Annotated in this window: 11 protein-coding genes; 9 read left to right on the forward strand and 2 right to left on the reverse strand. The window is 41.6% G+C overall.

All coding sequences use genetic code 11. The features are described 5' to 3' along the window. The first annotated feature begins 15 nt into the window (after nt 1–15). On the forward strand, nt 16–3,372 hold the full coding sequence (locus GVK91_RS14675) for a SusC/RagA family TonB-linked outer membrane protein (RefSeq protein WP_159729669.1): 3,357 nt from the start codon (nt 16–18) through the stop codon (nt 3,370–3,372). Nucleotides 3,373–3,382: 10 nt separating this feature from the next. Further along, the gene (locus GVK91_RS14680) at nt 3,383–4,882 is read left to right on the forward strand and encodes a SusD/RagB family nutrient-binding outer membrane lipoprotein (protein WP_159729679.1); all 1,500 of its coding nucleotides are present in this window, start codon (nt 3,383–3,385) and stop codon (nt 4,880–4,882) included. 352 nt (nt 4,883–5,234) lie between these two features. Here the strand turns inward: GVK91_RS14680 and GVK91_RS14685 are convergent, their stop codons facing one another. Together GVK91_RS14685 and GVK91_RS14690 are read right to left on the reverse strand one after the other, a co-directional pair. Continuing rightward, a complete protein-coding gene (locus GVK91_RS14685; RefSeq protein WP_159729681.1) occupies nt 5,235–6,125 on the reverse strand; it encodes a hypothetical protein in 891 nt (296 codons plus the stop codon). 362 nt (nt 6,126–6,487) lie between these two features. Continuing rightward, nucleotides 6,488–7,042, reverse strand: coding sequence for a hypothetical protein (locus GVK91_RS14690; RefSeq protein ID WP_159729683.1), 555 nt, complete (start codon nt 7,040–7,042; stop codon nt 6,488–6,490). A gap of 225 nt (nt 7,043–7,267) precedes the next feature. On the opposite strand from GVK91_RS14690, the gene GVK91_RS14695 reads away from it, so the two are divergent. The 7 genes from GVK91_RS14695 to GVK91_RS14725 all read left to right on the forward strand — a co-directional run bounded on the left by GVK91_RS14695 (nt 7,268) and on the right by GVK91_RS14725 (nt 17,850). Further along, nucleotides 7,268–7,855: an RNA polymerase sigma factor gene (locus GVK91_RS14695; protein ID WP_159729685.1), complete on the forward strand. Its 588-nt coding sequence runs from the start codon at nt 7,268–7,270 to the stop codon at nt 7,853–7,855. A gap of 57 nt (nt 7,856–7,912) precedes the next feature. Further along, nucleotides 7,913–9,016 (forward strand): FecR family protein, encoded by a 1,104-nt coding sequence (locus GVK91_RS14700; protein WP_159729688.1) that lies wholly within the window; start codon nt 7,913–7,915, stop codon nt 9,014–9,016. A 182-nt stretch (nt 9,017–9,198) separates the two neighbouring features. Next, nucleotides 9,199–12,681: a TonB-dependent receptor gene (locus GVK91_RS14705; protein ID WP_200845626.1), complete on the forward strand. Its 3,483-nt coding sequence runs from the start codon at nt 9,199–9,201 to the stop codon at nt 12,679–12,681. A gap of 24 nt (nt 12,682–12,705) precedes the next feature. Beyond that, nucleotides 12,706–14,379 (forward strand): RagB/SusD family nutrient uptake outer membrane protein, encoded by a 1,674-nt coding sequence (locus GVK91_RS14710; RefSeq protein ID WP_159729700.1) that lies wholly within the window; start codon nt 12,706–12,708, stop codon nt 14,377–14,379. Between the two features lie 5 nt (nt 14,380–14,384). Beyond that, complete coding sequence (locus GVK91_RS14715) at nt 14,385–15,071, forward strand: alpha-L-fucosidase (protein ID WP_159729702.1); 687 nt, start codon at nt 14,385–14,387, stop codon at nt 15,069–15,071. Then, nucleotides 15,068–15,730, forward strand: a complete 663-nt coding sequence (locus GVK91_RS14720) for a discoidin domain-containing protein (protein ID WP_159729704.1) — start codon at nt 15,068–15,070, stop codon at nt 15,728–15,730. Before GVK91_RS14715 ends, GVK91_RS14720 begins: the two co-directional genes overlap by 4 nt. A 356-nt stretch (nt 15,731–16,086) precedes the next feature. Further along, the gene (locus GVK91_RS14725) at nt 16,087–17,850 is read left to right on the forward strand and encodes a hypothetical protein (protein ID WP_159729706.1); all 1,764 of its coding nucleotides are present in this window, start codon (nt 16,087–16,089) and stop codon (nt 17,848–17,850) included. The last annotated feature ends 10 nt before the right edge of the window (nt 17,851–17,860 follow it).

Below are 17,860 nucleotides of genomic sequence, written 5' to 3' on the forward strand. Positions count from 1 at the left end.
CATAACCCACAAATTATGCACAATTATTTACCTTCCAAGCATAGTATCCTGACTATGCTATTGTTGAGATCCAACATTCGAGCCGACGTAAACTGGGCACTGCGTCTTGGCCTCGTGGGGCTTTTGTCAACAAGCTATCTTCTTGCTAATGCCCAACAAAATGCGTCCATTAACGGAGTAATCAAAGATGAAACAGGAAAGCCCATCCCCTCGGCGACGGTTACCATACGTAATGCGACGAACGGAATGAAAAAAACAACAACCAGTAGGCCTGACGGAACTTTTTCATTCGACCAGATTCCCGCTGGACAGGGCTACCAGATCAGCGTATCGTCTATCGGTTTTAAAAGCAGAGAACTGTTGGATTACACCATTACAGACAGAGACAAGCTAGCGATCAATATCAGTTTGGAATCGAGTGCGCAAAACCTACAGGAGGTTGTCGTTACAGCACTCGGTATCAAACGCGAAAAAAAAGCGCTCGGTTATACGGTCGCTGAACTCAAAGGCGACGAGCTGACGCAGGGTAAGGAAACCAATGTGGCGAATGCCTTATCGGGTAAAGTTGCCGGCGTGCAGGTGAGCCGCGCCGCATCCGGTGCCGGAGGTTCATCCAAGGTCGTGATACGTGGTAACAACTCACTTATCGGTAATAGCCAGCCGCTCTATGTTGTTGATGGAGTACCGATTGATAATCAAAACATTTCCTCTCCAAACCAATCTGGGGGAACCGATTATGGCGACGGAATCGGAAACATCAATCCCGAAGACATCGAAACAATGTCGGTATTAAAAGGCCCGAATGCGGCCGCACTTTATGGACAAAGAGGAAGTAACGGAGTTATCTTGATCACAACTAAATCCGGTAAAGCTGGTAAGACCCGTTTTAGCTATGGTACAGATTTTTCATTGGGCAATGGACTGGTCTTACCGGATTTTCAAAATGTCTATGGACAAGGATTGAACGGAACATTTACACATTTCAGAAAAGATGACGGCACCATTGTTTCTATGAGCGAAGCGCTGAAAAATGGTTACAGTGGTATGCCTAAAATGAGTGCCGGACGTGACCGTACGACACGGGCAAGCTGGGGTGCAAAAATGGAAGGCCAGACTTATGAAGATGCTTATGGCAACATCTTACAGTTAACACCAAAACCAGATACCTACTCGTCGTTTTTTCAAACGGAGAAACAGTTTGTCAACAACCTTAGTATCGATGGCGGAACCGACAAAGTAAACTACCGTTTTTCATTTGCCAATACAGATGTAAAGGGTTATATCCCAACCAATACGCTGAAGAGAAACAATTTCGGTCTGCGCACCCAAGCAAAAATAACCGATAAATTTCACATCGACATCAAGGCGAACTATATCGCGCAAAAGGGGCAAAACCGGCCAACACTGGCCGATGCTGCAGACAATCCTGCCTACCTATTTATCAGCCAGCCGCGAAGCTTGGGCAACGACATCATGGCACAGTATAAATGGAACGCACAGGAGATCAGCAGACAGCTTGGATTTTCGGGATTGACGGAAGGATTGGAGAAAACATATGCCACCAATAGTTCCACAGCCAACCCCTTTTGGACCATTCATGAAAACCACAATGAAGATCGTCGGGACCGCATCATAGGGTTACTCCGTCTGAGTTACGACTTTGCTCCTTGGCTTAAGGTCACAGCGACCGGGGGTACGGACTTCTATACCGATCAACGGTTTCGTTACCGTCCAATAAACACCTACCAAAGCTTGAACCGAAAGGGTGATATTCGCGAAGAGGTCATCAGAGCCCGCGAAGACAATTTTGACGTCCTCGCTAGCTCCAACTTCAAATTGACTGATGACATTAAACTCAGTGCCAACTTAGGGGCCAGCCATCAAAGCCGGTATTTGCGTATGACAGGAAATTCAGGTAATCAATTTATTGTTCCGAATCTCTTTGTAATCAATAACACCACGACAAATAGTTACATATTTGACCTGATCGAGTCCAAGATTAATTCGGCTTATCTATCGGGCCAGTTCAGTTACAAAGACTATTGGTTTGTTGATTTCTCTGCCCGTAACGACTGGTCTTCGACCCTGTCAAAGGAAAACAATTCGTTTTTCTACCCGAGTGTAAGTTCCAGTTTAGTCTTATCGGATGCCTTCAAATGGCAATCTGACGCACTGTCTTTCGCCAAAATCAGAGGTTCATGGGCCCAGGCCGGTAGTTCAGGAAACCCATATCAGCTGACAGGAGCATATAGTCTCAACCAGTATACCCATGGTGGCGTACCGATGGCTTCTTATACAGAAATTATTCCTGATCCGAATTTGAAAAACGAATTGACCACGTCGATCGAAGCTGGGGCAGATCTGCGATTTCTAAAAAACAGACTTTCTTTCTCCTTCACCTACTATCAGGCCAAGACAAAGAATCAGATTTTGGACGTACCAATCGCCCCTTCCAGTCTCTATGTAAAAAATAGGATCAACGCTGGAGAAATTAGCAACAGAGGTATTGAATTTGTATTGGGAGCAACACCAATCAAAAGCGAATCGGGATTTGAATGGAATACAACCTTCAATTACAACCGCAACAGAAATAAAGTTGAATCACTCTATCCCGGTGTAGAAAGTTTTTTACTCGCTACAGACCGCGGGATAAATGTGGTTGCGGAGGTCGGAAAACCATTTGGCCAGCTAATTGGGACTCAGTTTGCATGGATCAAAGATGATCAGGGAAATAGGTTGATCGACCCTACCACTGGACTCCCTTTGCGTACAGCCGGACGTGTAGAAACCGATCTTGGAAATGCACAACCCGACTGGCTGGGTGGTTTTGCCAATACCTTTAAATATAAAGGTTTCAACCTCTATGCACTTGTCGATATCCGTCAGGGCGGCGTGATCTTCTCCCAATCCAATCGTGAGCAGATCATTTATGGTACTTCTAAAAAGACCTTGGAAGGCCGTGATGGCACCTACCTTGCCGAAGGGATGGTCGGACAAAAAGATGGATCAGGGAACTGGACAAGTACAGGAACAAAAAACAGCAAGCAGGTTGCCGCACAAGATTACTGGAACATGGTTGCGAGTGACAAAGAAGTCATGGTATCCGAAGAAATGATCAATGATATGAGTTATATTGCCATGCGCGAAATCAGTCTCTCCTATTCTTTCCCTAAAAAGCTGATGCCACATAAACTTGTTAACTCCATAAAATTGGGCGTCTATGGGCGGAATCTATTTTATTTTCAACGGAAAACTGATGGATTTTCACCAGAAGCTTCTGCTTTCAATGTAAACAATAGCTCCATCGGTATTGAATCAACGTCACTTCCAATGATGCGCACATTCGGTATTAATCTCACTGTTGGTCTGTAAACCCTTTATCATGAAAAAGAAACTATTTAAAAATACATTCATCGTCGGACTTATTTCTGTGGCAGGATTAGGTTCATGTACCAAAGATTTCGAACGGATCAATACGCCGCCGACATCTGTCACCACTGTAGACCCTTCCTTACTCATAGCTCGCATTCTACGTGATGGCACTTTTCAGGAATCTGGGGAACTACCCAACAACAAGTTTGGCTCTTGGATCCAACATTGGGCCGGTGGACCGGTAGTGCCTGTTTCTCGATATTTTGAAGGACCCGAAAATCTTATTTGGTCGCAGCACTACACCTTGCTCCGCAATATCGTTCAGATCAAACAGGAATTGAGCGGCAAGGAAGACAATGTAGAAGGGAGAAGTAAACTGGCTATTGCCGAACTTTATGAAGTATACCTCTATCAGCGCCTTACAGACTTGTTTGGTGACATCCCCTACTCCGAGATCACAAAATCCAATAAGGAAATTAACCGTACGCCCAAATTTGACAAACAAGAAGATATCTATCCGGCACTGGTTCAAAAGGTCGATGCAGCTATAGCAAGGCTTACGAGCGGAGACCTCTCTTACGGCTCTTCAGATTTCTTTTACAAAGGCAGTATCGATAAATGGAAAAAATTTGGCAATTCGCTCAAATTAAAGCTCGGCATACGCATGCGGTACGCCAATCCTTCTTTGGCACAGAAAACGGTTACCGAAGCAATGACTTCTGCTATAGGTCTATTCTCCAGCAACAGTGATAATGCAGCAGTACCGACCTACAACGATGCTCAAGCTGAAAACCAGAACCCGATTTTACGTCAAATGACTACCGGAAGTGCCGATCTACGTTATTTGGCTAATACTCTGGTTGACAAACTCAAAGAATACAATGATCCAAGGCTTCCTTTACTTGCCGAACCGGTCATTAGCAATGGAGTCGCAACCTATCAAGGTATTGGGGTTTCGTTGACCGATAACCAGCTATCACAACTGATTCGCGCCAACTATTCAACAGCCAATAAGTCGACTTGGTTCAGCCTTTCATTCGCACCGATCCCAAGCTATGCGTTTACGTATTCGGATATCTGTTTTTACAAAGCCGAAGCTGCACTTCTTGGCTGGGGTGCTACAAGTGCAAATGCCCAAACGTTCTTTACAGACGGTGTTAAAGCGGCGCTGGCACTTCCGCCGTACAATATGACGGCAATCCCTTCTTCATACGAACCTGTGCTCAATCTAAGCGGCTTGACAGACGAACAGAAAATGGAGAAAATAGCGACACAAAAATGGATTCACCTATTTGGCCGGGACATGGAAGCCTTTGCCGAATGGCGACGTACAGGATATCCTCGATTAACCCCCGGTCCTAACCCAGGTTCCACCAACGGACAAATACCGCGTAGAGCTATTTATTCAAGTGAAGAGGCTGAGTTAAACGCAGCAAATTTAAAAGAGGCTGCAGCACGCTTGACAAATGGTGACTCTTTCCTATCCAAAGTTTGGTGGGACAAGAAGTAACTGCACTTTTTTAGCCGAGATTATAGACAGAAAAAGCTGTTCACAATCATTCAAAGAAGTGCTAATAAGTAGGGCCCTGATATTAATATCAGGGCCCTACTTATTTCTTCTCATCTCCAATTCGCGTGGTTGTCAGGTCTTACCAATAAAATATAAGTCAAACGATACTATCGGATCCTCTTAAATATTTCCGTTTTATTGTGCTGTATAATTTTCAACTCATTACCGCTTATGGAAAATTTTCCGGAGTAATAAATTAAGCTATCTTTACCCAAGTCATCATTCCCCTTTGGAGGGTAAAACAACAGTGAGTCCGCTGAAACACGAAGGAAGATTTTAAGTACTTCAAAAATTAGTTCAATTCCAAATCGTCAAGGCTAATTTTCTCTTTCTTTAGTTCGGTAATTTCCTTTTCTAATTTTTTTAAGTTTTCATCAATCAATGCTATACTACCTTCAGGAAGAACTGTCTCCCGGTCATTCGATTTGATCGATTGCGTCGTCACAACTAATTCTAGATCATAATCTGTCAGATTGATTCCTTTGACGGGATAGCGAGGAAAGCTCCAGAGTTTAGGATAATCTTTTTTTTGCTGATTGAAGACTATCGTATTGACACGAGAATCACCTGGCTGGAGCACACTGTCAGATTCGCCAAAAACAGCCTGTTCATTACTGATAATAGTTTGTGAAGAACGTTTTTTCAGCACATACGAAAAGCCCTGACTTCCTTTTAGCGGCTTTTTACCCATATACTTCATAGTCACTATAATTCTGGGAACAGGTTCGCCAAAGAAATCTTCGAGTCCCAGTTCAATAGGTTCCAACTGAAAAACAGCCAGCTCTTTCTTTACCTGTTCAAATTCAGTTTTATGTTTTTGTAGACTATCGATCTCATTTTGAAGATGAGCTATTTTCCTTTCCTGTTGTTTTTGAAGGATGTCATCGGCCAGGTCCAATACTGCAGCATAAGATTTTCCATCGATCATACCCAACGAAATACGATTTATTGATTCCTCATTATATTTTTGAGGTTCGTTCATTTTGAGCCACATCGCTTCGGATAGTGCCACTCGCAAGGCCTTTTCCAAGTTCGCTTTTTCTTTGTCATTCAGCTTCGCTTCTACCTTTTTACGGGAACTGTCAAAGGACGATTCGTCCTTTCCACTTAGTCTTTCGCTACAAGAGCTTATAGATAATGTCAAGAATAGTCCGATCAGTGCGATTTTTATGCATTGTTTCATTTTAAATAGTTTTAGTATACAATATATCGGCTAAGCTTGCATAAAGCTAATGCTTAGGTAACGCTGTTCTTAAATCAATTGAACGTTCTCTTACTGCTTATTCGTTAATATCGTTCAAGCAGAACATAAGAACACAGAATTTAACATTCAGTTTTTTTATGAGCTGATAAAAATATACAAAAAACGTTATCTTAAAAATTAATTCAACACAAAAAGCTACATTTCACAAGGTAGCACCCAACTGACACTTTCCAACTGTCGCTATTGGTAACAGCCCGCTGACTCAGCGATAATTTGTACTAGGTATTTTGGTCTAACACCTTAGAACAATCGGAAAATAAATGAATTCGAAAGGTGAAATTTTATTTTCTCCTGAGTAAAAGATGCAATTTATCGTAATCTTCCCAATCACCGAAACCTGCGAAATTTGGTTTTTCGCTCCATGAAACCATAGCTTTACAATCAAAACAGATCTTAGCGATCCCAATGCATTGCTTATTTTTATAGAACACAAGGATATCTCGAAATTCATAAATACAAGAGGTGTCGACATGATCTGTTCTTGTTTTTAAGAAAAATAGTGAGTCGACAGCACTATAGAGAGATTGATCCAGTGAGCCTCTAACATATCCTATATTCTTCAAATGAGGTAAAAGGGAAAGATCCAACTTATCATCTTCCAATACTGATAACAAAAGACGCTCTTTCTCAGATTTATTCTTTTTGTCCTCCAATTCCCCTATTTTAAATAAATCAATATCCACAAAATAATACTCCAGTGAATCAAAATTAGATGGTATCGGGACTGAGGGCTCTTTTCCCCGCTGTTCTATAGTATTTCCACTATTCATGCAACCTTGCAGATAAATAGCACTGAAAAGTAGACATCCAATGGTAAAACATATTATTCTTTTCATAGCTGATAATTTACAGATTTTTGAGTGGTTTAGCTATTTTCAAAATTATCAATTTCATTTTATAATCTAGTAATATACACATCCGTATAGAACTGAAATAAACGTTTTCTAATCAAGTTATCGGAAAGCGTTGGGAGATCAAATATTACGCAATCGTGTGCATTCAAACAAAAGCTGAATAGATTTGCTCAACTATGCATTGTTTACTAATATTGTCCATTGATCATGTACAATAAGCAAAAAATAGAAGAAAGGGATCTGCTGCAAGAGCTAAAGAATGGGAACTCTCTTGCCTTTCAGAAACTCTATAACACTTATTTTGCCTTATTATATCTTCACGCAACCAATAAGTTGCACGATCGCGAAGCCGCTAAGGATATCGTCCATGACTTATTTGCTTCGATTTGGCAAAACAGGTATACATTAGCTATCCAGGGAGAAATATCTGCCTACCTCCACAGTGCCATACGCTACCGTGTAATAGATCATATCGCCAAGGAACAATCAAAAACCAAGTATTTGGCTTCATTACCTCCTATTACAACACATCATACCGGAGGTACCGACCATTCCCTAAGGGAGAAATTGCTTCAGGAACAAATAGATCGTGTGCTTAATAAGCTTTCCCCACGCGTAAGAGAGGTCTTTGAACTGAGTAGGGAGCACTATCTCAGTCACAAGGATATCGCAAAAAGGCTTAATCTATCAGAACATAGCGTTCGCAGTTATATGAAAGAAGCCCTACGTCTGCTCCGCAGTAAATTAGGAAGCTTGCTTTGGGTAAGCTTACTGTTTTTTTGTAAAATTTTCTAATCGCCCCCCCTTTCCCCCCTTCTCATCCGTCATATAGAAGTAACCAACTATATTATCATGATGAACCAAGAGCATGCAAATGGCCCGTCCTTACTTAAGAAATATCTGGAAGGGAAATGTACAACACAAGAACAAGCGCTTGTTGAAGAATGGTATCTTAATCTAGGTGAAGACCAAATTCCATCTGACAAGGAGCTAATTTCCGATGTAATCGAACTACAAAAAAGATTAAAGGGAATCTCTAAAGAGCAGCCTTATTATAATAAAGGGTACATTATAGCAATTGCTGCAATTCTCCTCGCTTTTTTTTCAATTGGAACAATACTATATCTACAACGGAATAATAATCAAGAAAGCAAACATGAGTTGTTTGTTGATGACATTGCGCCAGGCAAAAACAAGGCGTTATTATCAATAGATGGACAACCAGCAATTGCTCTAGACGGAAAAAATAGCGGCATTATTTCAAAAGGAGGCTCATTGGGATACAATAATGGAACGACGATCATTGAAACGGAGGATGTAAAAACAATCCAGCTTTCAACACCGGCTGCCGGTCAATTTGAAGTCGTGCTGCCTGATGGTACCAAAGCATGGTTGAATGCCTTATCTTCTATCACTTATCCAGCGACCTTTATTGGTAAAGAAAGACAAATCCAGCTGACAGGTGAAGTCTATCTGGACGTTGCCAAAAATGTACACAAACCATTTGTCATACAAACAGCACAACAGCGTATTGAAGTGCTGGGGACAAGTCTCAACGTCAATACCTATAATGACAATGGCCGTTCATACACGACACTTGTCAGTGGCAGTCTGCGCGTTACAGACACAAAGACAAAACATCAGGCCCTCTTAAGTCCAGGGCAACAGGCAATTGTCAATGGAAAAGATGCTATTGAAATAACAACCAGCGGTATTGAAGATAGTTATGCATGGAAGGACGGTCTTTATGTACTGCATGAGGAGCCTTTGAGCCAATATGCACTCAAGATCGAACGTTGGTATGATGTTGAAGTCGACATGGGCCCCTATGGCGATCGTAAATTTTCAGCCATTATCCCAAGGGACGCCAAATTATCTGAAGTGTTGCAGGCTATTGAGTTAAAGTCAAACGTAAAATTCACAAGAGAAGGAAGGAGGATTGTAGCTATGCGATAACATGATAAAAAAAAGCTTTTTCATCGACATTCGAGAAGAGATCCAAAACCAATTATTGTGTTAGTTCCGCTAAAACCTGGAACAAAAACCTATAACCACCAATGTAAATCTGACTTATATGGTCTCCGCAACCAAGGACTGTATAGGTATCAACCTGCATTGTTTATTAAACTTAAAAGAATATGAAAAAAGATCATCCAAGGTATTATTACCAATGCCTGAAATCTTACAAGACACATCTGTCTATGAAACTAACCTTTGTTCTACTATTAGCTTCCATTATGGTGGCTATGGGAAATGTTCGCGCGCAGCGCATCAACCTCAACCAACATAAAGCACAACTGAAAAATATATTGATTGAGATCAGTAGACAGTCGGGTTACACGTTCATTTATGACGAGAACGACCTGAAAAATATTAAACCGATCACGATCAGTGCGAACAATAAATCGATCACCTCTCTATTGGATGAACTCTTAGTTGAGAAATCGTTGGATTATCAAATAAAGGGGCGCTCTATCGCGATAGGGCGCAAACCAACGATACAGCCTATCGCTAAAAACGTCAATGACAATATTCAAAAACGGACAATCACAGGGCGAGTGACAAATGAAAATGGGCAAGCTCTTCCTGGTATAAATGTTCTTTTAAAAGGTAGTGCCATCGGCACAAGTACCAATGCCCAAGGGGAGTTTTCCCTTTCTGTACCAGAATCAAACAGCCTATTGATTATTAGTTCCGTTGGATATGCAACAGCAGAAATACCCACGCAGGGGAAAAACGAAATCAATGTTGTTCTAAAGGCAGCAAACAGTAACCTCGAGGAAGTCGTTGTTGTCGGATTTGGTACCCAAAAGAAAGAGAATCTGACCGGAGCAGTCGCAACCGTGAGTGCCAAACGTTTGGCAGATCGCCCAATTGCAAATTTGGGTCAAGGGTTGCAAGGCTTAGTACCAAACTTAAACATTACCTCTGCCAATGGCAAACCGGGAACTGGTTCTCAGTTCACCATCCGCGGTACAGGATCGATCAATGGCGGTACCGCAGGACCCCTGATTTTAGTAGACGGTGTACAACGTGATCCCAATTCTATTGATCCTTCGGATGTGGAAAATGTAACCGTTTTAAAAGATGCCGCTGCGGCAGCTATATATGGCGGTAGAGCGGCTTATGGTGTCATCTTGATCCAGACAAAAAACCCGAAAAGCCAAAATCCACAAATCAATTATACAGGAGAATACACCGTCTCCAGGCCTACCAAAATGGCCAAATACATCAATTCGATCGACTACATTAGAATGCACCGCCAGGCAAATCGAAATGGACAAGACGGTGGAACTACAGCAACAGAATCTTTTACAGAACAAGATTCAATTCTTGCCAATGCCTATTTTAATGATCCGGCCAACAACCTTCCGGTATATGTAGACCCTTCCAATCCAGCCAAGTATCGTTATGTTGGAAATACAGACTGGATTAAGGAACAATATCCAGGATGGGCGCCGATGCAGCGACACAATCTATCATTACAAGGAGGTCGTGGTGCAACTTCGGTGATCACCTCCCTAGGTTATCTACAACAAAAGGGCTTATTTAAAGAGGCTGGTCAAAAGTATCAACGCTTGAACCCATCGATGAAAGTAAACTCGGAAATTACAGATTGGCTGACCCTAACAGGAAATTTCGCCCTCACACATATAGACGATAAAGAAACAGCCGGAGTCGTCACGGGGGGAACATCTTCTGGATGGATCTCCGGAGACTTGAGACCGACTATGCCAATTCGACATCCTGACGGTAACTTTTCAGGACAGGGCAGTTTTACAAATCCTTTCGCTGTAGCTGCCAACAATGGAAAAAGAAAACGATATTCTAATGATTTATGGCTGACTGGAGGAGTAAAAATCAAACCTATCGAACATGTCTCGGTCGTCGCTGATTATACCTGGAATGCTTACAACAACTTTCTACAAAGCCATCAGATTCCTTTTAAGGAATATGGTGTGAATGGGATTCTGCTCGGAACATTTCCTTGGACAAACCCTTCATCCGTATCAGAAACAACAGATAACCATAATTACTTTGCCTTAAATGCTTTTGCAACATATGAAAACACCTTCGCCGAAAAACATTATTTCAAAGCAATGGTTGGTATTAATCGAGAAAGTAGCCGTTACAAACGATTAGGCATATTCGCAAATAATCTAGTTGACCCCACCAAACCGGCAATCAATCTAAATAATGATCCCCGACCAAGTGTCACTGGGGCCGAGAACGAGTGGGCGCTCTTTGGAACAGTTTTCAGATTGAACTATATTTTCGATAAGAAATACCTATTGGAAATAAATGGTCGTTACGACGGATCCTCCCGTTTTTCTGCGGATAAAAGATATGTCTTCACCCCCTCTGTTTCTGCAGGTTGGCGAATTTCTGAAGAAAACTTTATGGAAGGCATTAAGGATGTTGTCAATGACTTAAAATTGAGAGCATCATACGGTGAATTGCCTAACCAAGGTTTCAATAGTGATGATTTATATTCCGCTTCCAATTTCTATCCCTATCTACCGACAATGCCCGTAAACAATAGCGTAGGCTATATTTTTGGTAATCAAACCGGTGTGAGTGTAGGCGCTCCTGGGCTTGTGAGCACAAACTTTACCTGGGAAAAATCGGCGACGACCAATTTCGGCTTAGATTTCGCCTTACTTAAAAACCGCTTGACAGGTAGCTTTGACCTTTACGAAAGGCGCACACGAGATATGCTTGTTGCTGGAGTTCCGCTCCCATCCGTACTGGGAACAGCCGCTCCAAGCCAAAATGCAGGTACATTGGTTACAAAGGGATGGGAGCTTAGTGTGGGTTGGAATGATCGCATAGGCGATGACCTTTCCTATGACGTGATGCTTTCATTATCGGACAATCATGCCAAGCTCACTAAATATCCGCTGAATACAACCAAAATATTCAATAACTGGTATGAAGGGAAATTAGACGGCGAAATATGGGGATTTGAAACACAGGGTTACTTTCAAAGTCAGCAAGAGATCGATTCGGCGCCAAAACAGACCCAAGTATGGGGTGGCACCTGGAGGCCAGGCGATATCCGCTATGCAGATTTAAATAATGATGGTAAAATCGACTTTGGCAACAACACAGTCGGCAATCCAGGAGACCGAAAAATTATCGGAAATTCTACACCTCGGTATTCGTTTGGCCTTAACATGGGATTGAATTATAAAAACTTTGATTTCTCGGCTTTCTTACAAGGTATAGGCAAGCGCGATACCTGGATCAGCAATAGTGCTTTCTGGGGATTTACGAGCGAATGGAATGTCCCTTTTGTCTATGCAACAGATTATTGGACACCAGAAAACAGGGATGCTTATTTTCCGAGGCTACGATTTGGTAATGGTGGAAACTCGCAACAACAGACAAAATACCTTCAAAACGCGGCCTACCTTCGGGTGAAACAACTTACACTTGGTTACTCACTACCTAAAAGATGGACTGAAAAGGCCAAACTTGGGCGTGCACGCGTGTATATTTCAGGACAGAATCTCCTAACGTTTACGAGCTTATTTGATGCCTTCGATCCAGAAGTCCTCAATTTTCAAGATGCTCCACAGAGTAAATCGGTGGCATTTGGATTACAACTCGGATTTTAATTGATAAGATTTAGCTTTTAGATTATGAAAATTTTAAAAACACTGCTCATACTTGGTTCATTGGCGTTTATTACTTCTTGTAAAAAAGACAGCTACCTGGATAGATTACCTTTGTCCTCGATCACCGAACCAACCTTCTTCAAGAATGAAAATGACCTGATGCTCTATGCGAATCAGTTTTATACTTCGCTGCCTACCCAAAATTTTATCCAGGACAATCAGTCAGATGATAAAGTCCCTAGTAGTATAAACGCTTTTTTAGCTGGTCAATATGTTGTTCCCAATACAGATGCCAGTTATAACTGGACAAATATCCGTAATGTAAATTATTTCTTACAGCGCTACAACAATGCCGAAGCTAGTGCAGCAATTAAAAATCAATATGCCGGTGAAATTCGGTTTTTTCGCGCTCTTTTTTATTGGGGGCTCTCCAAACGTTATGGAGACGTTGCCTGGTACAATAAGGATCTTACGGAAAAAAGTGAAGAGCTTTATGCGCCGAGAACTCCTCGTAATATCGTCATGGATTCGGTATTGGCCGACCTAAATTTTGCTGTCGAAAATATTCCTGCCGATAACGTTTCTGCCGGACGCTTGCATAAATATGCAGCCGCAGCACTAAAAGCCCGTATATGTCTATGGGAGGGAACCCGAAGAAAATATTTTGGCGTCGAAGGGAGCGAAAAATATCTTCGCGAAGCGCTCAATGCTGCCGAACTTATCATGGGATCAAATAAATACTCCTTATACTCTACAGGAAATCCAACAACGGATTACTACAATCTTTTTATCCAACAGGAACTCAATGGCAACACCGAATCTATTCTTGGAAGACGTTACCTTCAAAGCATCCTTATGAATGGTATCAGTAGGACTTTGGGTGAGACAGGGACAGGCTACAGCAAAGATTTCGTCCAAAATTATCTTTGTTCAGATGGACTACCTACCGCGCTTAGCACAAAATATAAAGGAGACAATACACCTGAGGATGAATTTGCGGATCGTGACCCAAGGGCCAAACAGACAATTGCAACCAAAGGCTTTGTATTACTACAAAACAGCGACGGATCGAAAGACATTATTGATCTACCCAGAATTGGAACAAACACTGCCAATACAGGGTATCAGTTGATTAAAGGACGAAGCTCAGACCCTGCTATGTGGCAAGCCAATCAATCGACTCTGGACTTTTTTATCTTCCGATACGCTGAAATACTATTGATCTATGCCGAAGCCAAGGCCGAACTGGGTGATATCAAACAAACTGATATCGACAAAAGTATCAATCTGCTGCGAAGACGTGTAGGTATGCCAGATATGATTATTGCTTCGCTAAAAAGAGATCCCAATTCGGTCTTTCCAGAGGTTCCGGTTTTGATAGACGAAATTAGAAGGGAACGCAGAGTAGAGCTCGCTGATGAAGGTTTCAGGTTTGACGATCTGTTACGCTGGAAAGCAGGAAAAAGAATCGAACGTCCTGAAACAATATTAGGGATGAAACTTACTCCTGCATTAAGAGCCAAATATCCAGCGGCACAAGTCAATGGTATAACTGTCAATAGTGATTTTTATATTCGAATCTACACTGCACTAGAAAAAAGATCATGGAATGACAAAATGTATTTATTTCCAATCCCGTTAGAGGAAATCAGTTTAAATCCTGCTTTGGGACAGAATACAGGATGGCAACAACAATGATAAAAATGAAGAACTATATTTTAATGATCCACTTCCTTTTGTTGGGCTTACTTTGTAACGCCCAACAAAAGGAAGTGATCCCTTCTCCGGCCCATGTAGCATGGGCTGAAGCAGAGATCGGGGTAATTTTTCACTTCGATGTTGTGAACTATGTGCCCGACTATAAATGGCAACAATGGGGCTCGCACCCTCCTGCCTCAGTCTTTAACCCTAGCAAATTGGACACAGATCAATGGATCAAGGCTGCCAAAGCTGCGGGTGCAAAATATGCTGTGCTCGTCGCAAAGCATTGTTCGGGATTCAGCTTATGGCCTACCAAAGCACATGACTATAATATCAGCAAATCACCTTGGAAAGCAGGGAAAGGCGATATCGTAAAGGATTTTATCCAATCCTGTCAAAAATATGGCATCAGACCTGGCATCTATGCCAGCGCTTCCGCCAATGGATATTTGCACGTAAACAATCCTGGTAAAGTTCAACCCGGAGGCCCACTTACGCAACAGCAATACAATGAAGTGGTGAAAACGCAGCTTTCCGAATTATGGTCAAATTATGGTAAGCTGTTTGAAATCTGGTTTGATGGCGGAGTACTGCCCATAAAAGATGGCGGACCGGATATTGCTCCGTTACTAAAAAAACTACAGCCTGATGCTGTCGTTTTCAAGGTCCAAGTGATGCCAAAAATTTGATCCGATGGATAGGCAATGAAGAAGGAAGAGCACCATATCCCAATTGGAGCCGTTCGGATTTCACGACATCAGCTACGGGGACAATTGTTATCGATGGTTTGAACGGCAATCCAAATGGGGCAATATGGTGCCCGGGGGAAGCCGATTTCCCAATGCGTACCGGTTGGCAAGGTGGCTGGTTTTGGAAAGAAAATGGACAGAAGCTCCTTTCGGTGGATCAACTGGTGGATTCCTACTATACCAGTGTAGGCAGAAATTCCAACATGTTACTGGGCATTGTAGTCGATACGAGCGGCTTGGTTCCAAAAGAGGATGTTAATCGACTAGCAGAGTTTGGCAGAGCATTGACCACTGTCATATCCCATCCCATAGCAATCGTTAAGAACAAAGCAGCAGAAGACTTTACCCTAGACCTGAAAACGCCTAAAACTGTAAATCAGGTCATCTTTGGTGAGGCAATACAGCATGGCGAGCGTATTCGAAAATACACCATAGCCGCTTGGATCGATAATAATTGGGTAAATATTGGTTCTGGTGAATCAGTTGGCAACAAAAGGATACATAAGTTTGACAAAATCAAAACATCTAAAATTCGTTTTCATGTCGTTGATTCGACAGCAACGCCACAAATTAAAAGCTTTGCAGTTTATGACATTTGAGCTACAAGACTTAGTTGCGCAACGTTCAGCAATAAGAAATCCTTCTTTGAGCAGCATTAGTGCATTGAACATCAAATAAGGATTAAAAAATGAAATAATTCCATATAAAAGAGGAAACCGTAGCGATAAGAAAGAACAAAGAGTTTCATCTTCAAAAAGTAAGGGTCTGATTTATATCAGACCCTTTTGTATACGAGTAAACTCAGTTGAACAAGCTATGGAAAATTTTATGTTCATTAGAAGTTTACACTGCATAAAGCTGTAGTAGTAAAACAACTACAGCTTTACAAAAATTAACCGCAACAAAACTTAACTATAAGATTTTTGGTTTACTTTTGTGATAGATATATAATATTATGAAACAGAAATTTTACCTGCCACTTTTAGCATTGACATTGACCGCAATTATTAGCTGTAACAAAAACAATGATAACATTGATGATCCTAAAAATCAGTCTGTTGTTATTGACAATAATGCAAGTCAACTGAATGCACGTTTAGATCATCAAAATGCTGGTTTATTGCCGTTATCTAATCTTTTAGCATCCGGTAAGCGAGCAGCCAATGGTTCGACAGTCACTGCCACTCAGAACCCAGATTTCTCGTTAGCATTGGTCGCACAAGTCGCTCCTCCGGATTATGAAGGCAATAAGCTTCGTGCAACTCATGTTGCGGTATCGGGCAACTACGCTTATGTAAGTTACAATACCGAAGGTGATCGATATCTTGGTGGTGTCGATGTCATCGATATTTCAGATATTAATAACCCACGTCTTATCGTAAATGCTAAATTGCCGAATATCGACATAAGCTCATTGGCAGTTGATGGCAATAGCCTACTCTTAGCTGGAGCAGCAGATGAAGGTGTATTGGCAAAAATGACCTCCCCTGCAGTCCTCATTGTTTTACCTCTTCAGAATGGCCTACCTACTGATGCTTATCGTTATACAGGACTACCAAGCTATGTGGCAACAGATGTTACTTTTAACAACGAAAGCCAGTATGCTGTTTCAGGTAATGCGGGTTCTATTTCTAAAATCAATAAATCTTCGGGTGCTATCGAAAAATCGGTAAATATCGCGGATCTCCTATCTGTAAGGACATACCAAAATCAAGTGTATGTGCTTTCAGGAACACAGGGGATAAAAGTTGTATCCAATAATCTTGATCTTGTTAAAACAATCAATGTGAGTCAAAATCCAAGTTCGGCAAAGCGCACTATCGATTTTTACAGCAGTTATCTTTTAGCTTCTGAAGGCGCTCAGGGCTTGGGTATTTATAATATCAATACAGGAGCACTGGATAAACGCATTAGTATTCCAGTAAGTCCTGATGACAGCAATATGGATCCGGAAGATATTGTGACAAATGCTGTATCCACAAACGACAAACGTGTATTTGTTGCCAACGGTGGCGCTGGTATCGCAGCTTATCAATTTGACACACAAAACAACTTTAACTATATCGGTAGTGCAAGTTTCAACGCGATTGACAACAGTTCAAGTAATTTTGTGATCAGTAGAGATAACTATGTTTTTGTGGCAACGGGAAAAGGTGGCTTAAAAATTCTTAAACTCATCGATCTGAAACCAACAACTCCAAGCTGTAATGGTACTTATCCAGCTTTCACAGGTAGTACACAAGGAGACCTGAATGTCAATAATGAGGCGAGTTACTCGGACACAAAAACATTTGCCTCAAATGTCAATATCAACCGGAATTTTAACTGGTGTGGAACACTCAATATCAATGGAAATTCTGTTAACATCAACAGCGGTGTATTCAATATGTATGGTTCAATCGCTTTGAAGCAAAACATTAACGTCAATTCAACAATGAATTTGGTGGGCTCAGGCGTTATTGGTGGAACTTTTACCGTAAACGGAAGCGGTATCTTGAGTGTAACTGGCTCACTTTCTCAAGGAACTGTAGGATCAAAATCCACTTCATTTATCAATGGTAAGATGGTTATTGACGGTGAAGTTGTCGTATACGGTAACTTGACTATTAATGGTAGCGGAAAGGTAGAATTTGCCAACAGTAAGTCTAAATTAATTGTTTATGGAAGTCTTACAAATTGGGGAAGCGTTACTAACGGAACAATTACACAAGTCAAATAAGACATTGTAT

Origin of the sequence: Sphingobacterium sp. 18053 (assembly GCF_902706145.1) — a bacterium.
Lineage (GTDB): Bacteria > Bacteroidota > Bacteroidia > Sphingobacteriales > Sphingobacteriaceae > Sphingobacterium > Sphingobacterium paramultivorum.

Bases quoted from the DNA above. Each gene is read 5' to 3' on its own strand.
- GVK91_RS14715 (WP_159729702.1), top strand. From the start codon at position 14,385: ATGAAGAACTATATTTTAATGATCCACTTCCTTTTGTTGGGCTTACTT.
- GVK91_RS14690 (WP_159729683.1), bottom strand. From the start codon at position 7,042: ATGAAAAGAATAATATGTTTTACCATTGGATGTCTACTTTTCAGTGCT.
- GVK91_RS14685 (WP_159729681.1), bottom strand. From the start codon at position 6,125: ATGAAACAATGCATAAAAATCGCACTGATCGGACTATTCTTGACATTA.
- GVK91_RS14710 (WP_159729700.1), top strand. From the start codon at position 12,706: ATGAAAATTTTAAAAACACTGCTCATACTTGGTTCATTGGCGTTTATT.
- GVK91_RS14680 (WP_159729679.1), top strand. From the start codon at position 3,383: ATGAAAAAGAAACTATTTAAAAATACATTCATCGTCGGACTTATTTCT.
- GVK91_RS14675 (WP_159729669.1), top strand. From the start codon at position 16: ATGCACAATTATTTACCTTCCAAGCATAGTATCCTGACTATGCTATTG.
- GVK91_RS14700 (WP_159729688.1), top strand. From the start codon at position 7,913: ATGATGAACCAAGAGCATGCAAATGGCCCGTCCTTACTTAAGAAATAT.
- GVK91_RS14725 (WP_159729706.1), top strand. From the start codon at position 16,087: ATGAAACAGAAATTTTACCTGCCACTTTTAGCATTGACATTGACCGCA.
- GVK91_RS14705 (WP_200845626.1), top strand. From the start codon at position 9,199: ATGAAAAAAGATCATCCAAGGTATTATTACCAATGCCTGAAATCTTAC.
- GVK91_RS14695 (WP_159729685.1), top strand. From the start codon at position 7,268: ATGTACAATAAGCAAAAAATAGAAGAAAGGGATCTGCTGCAAGAGCTA.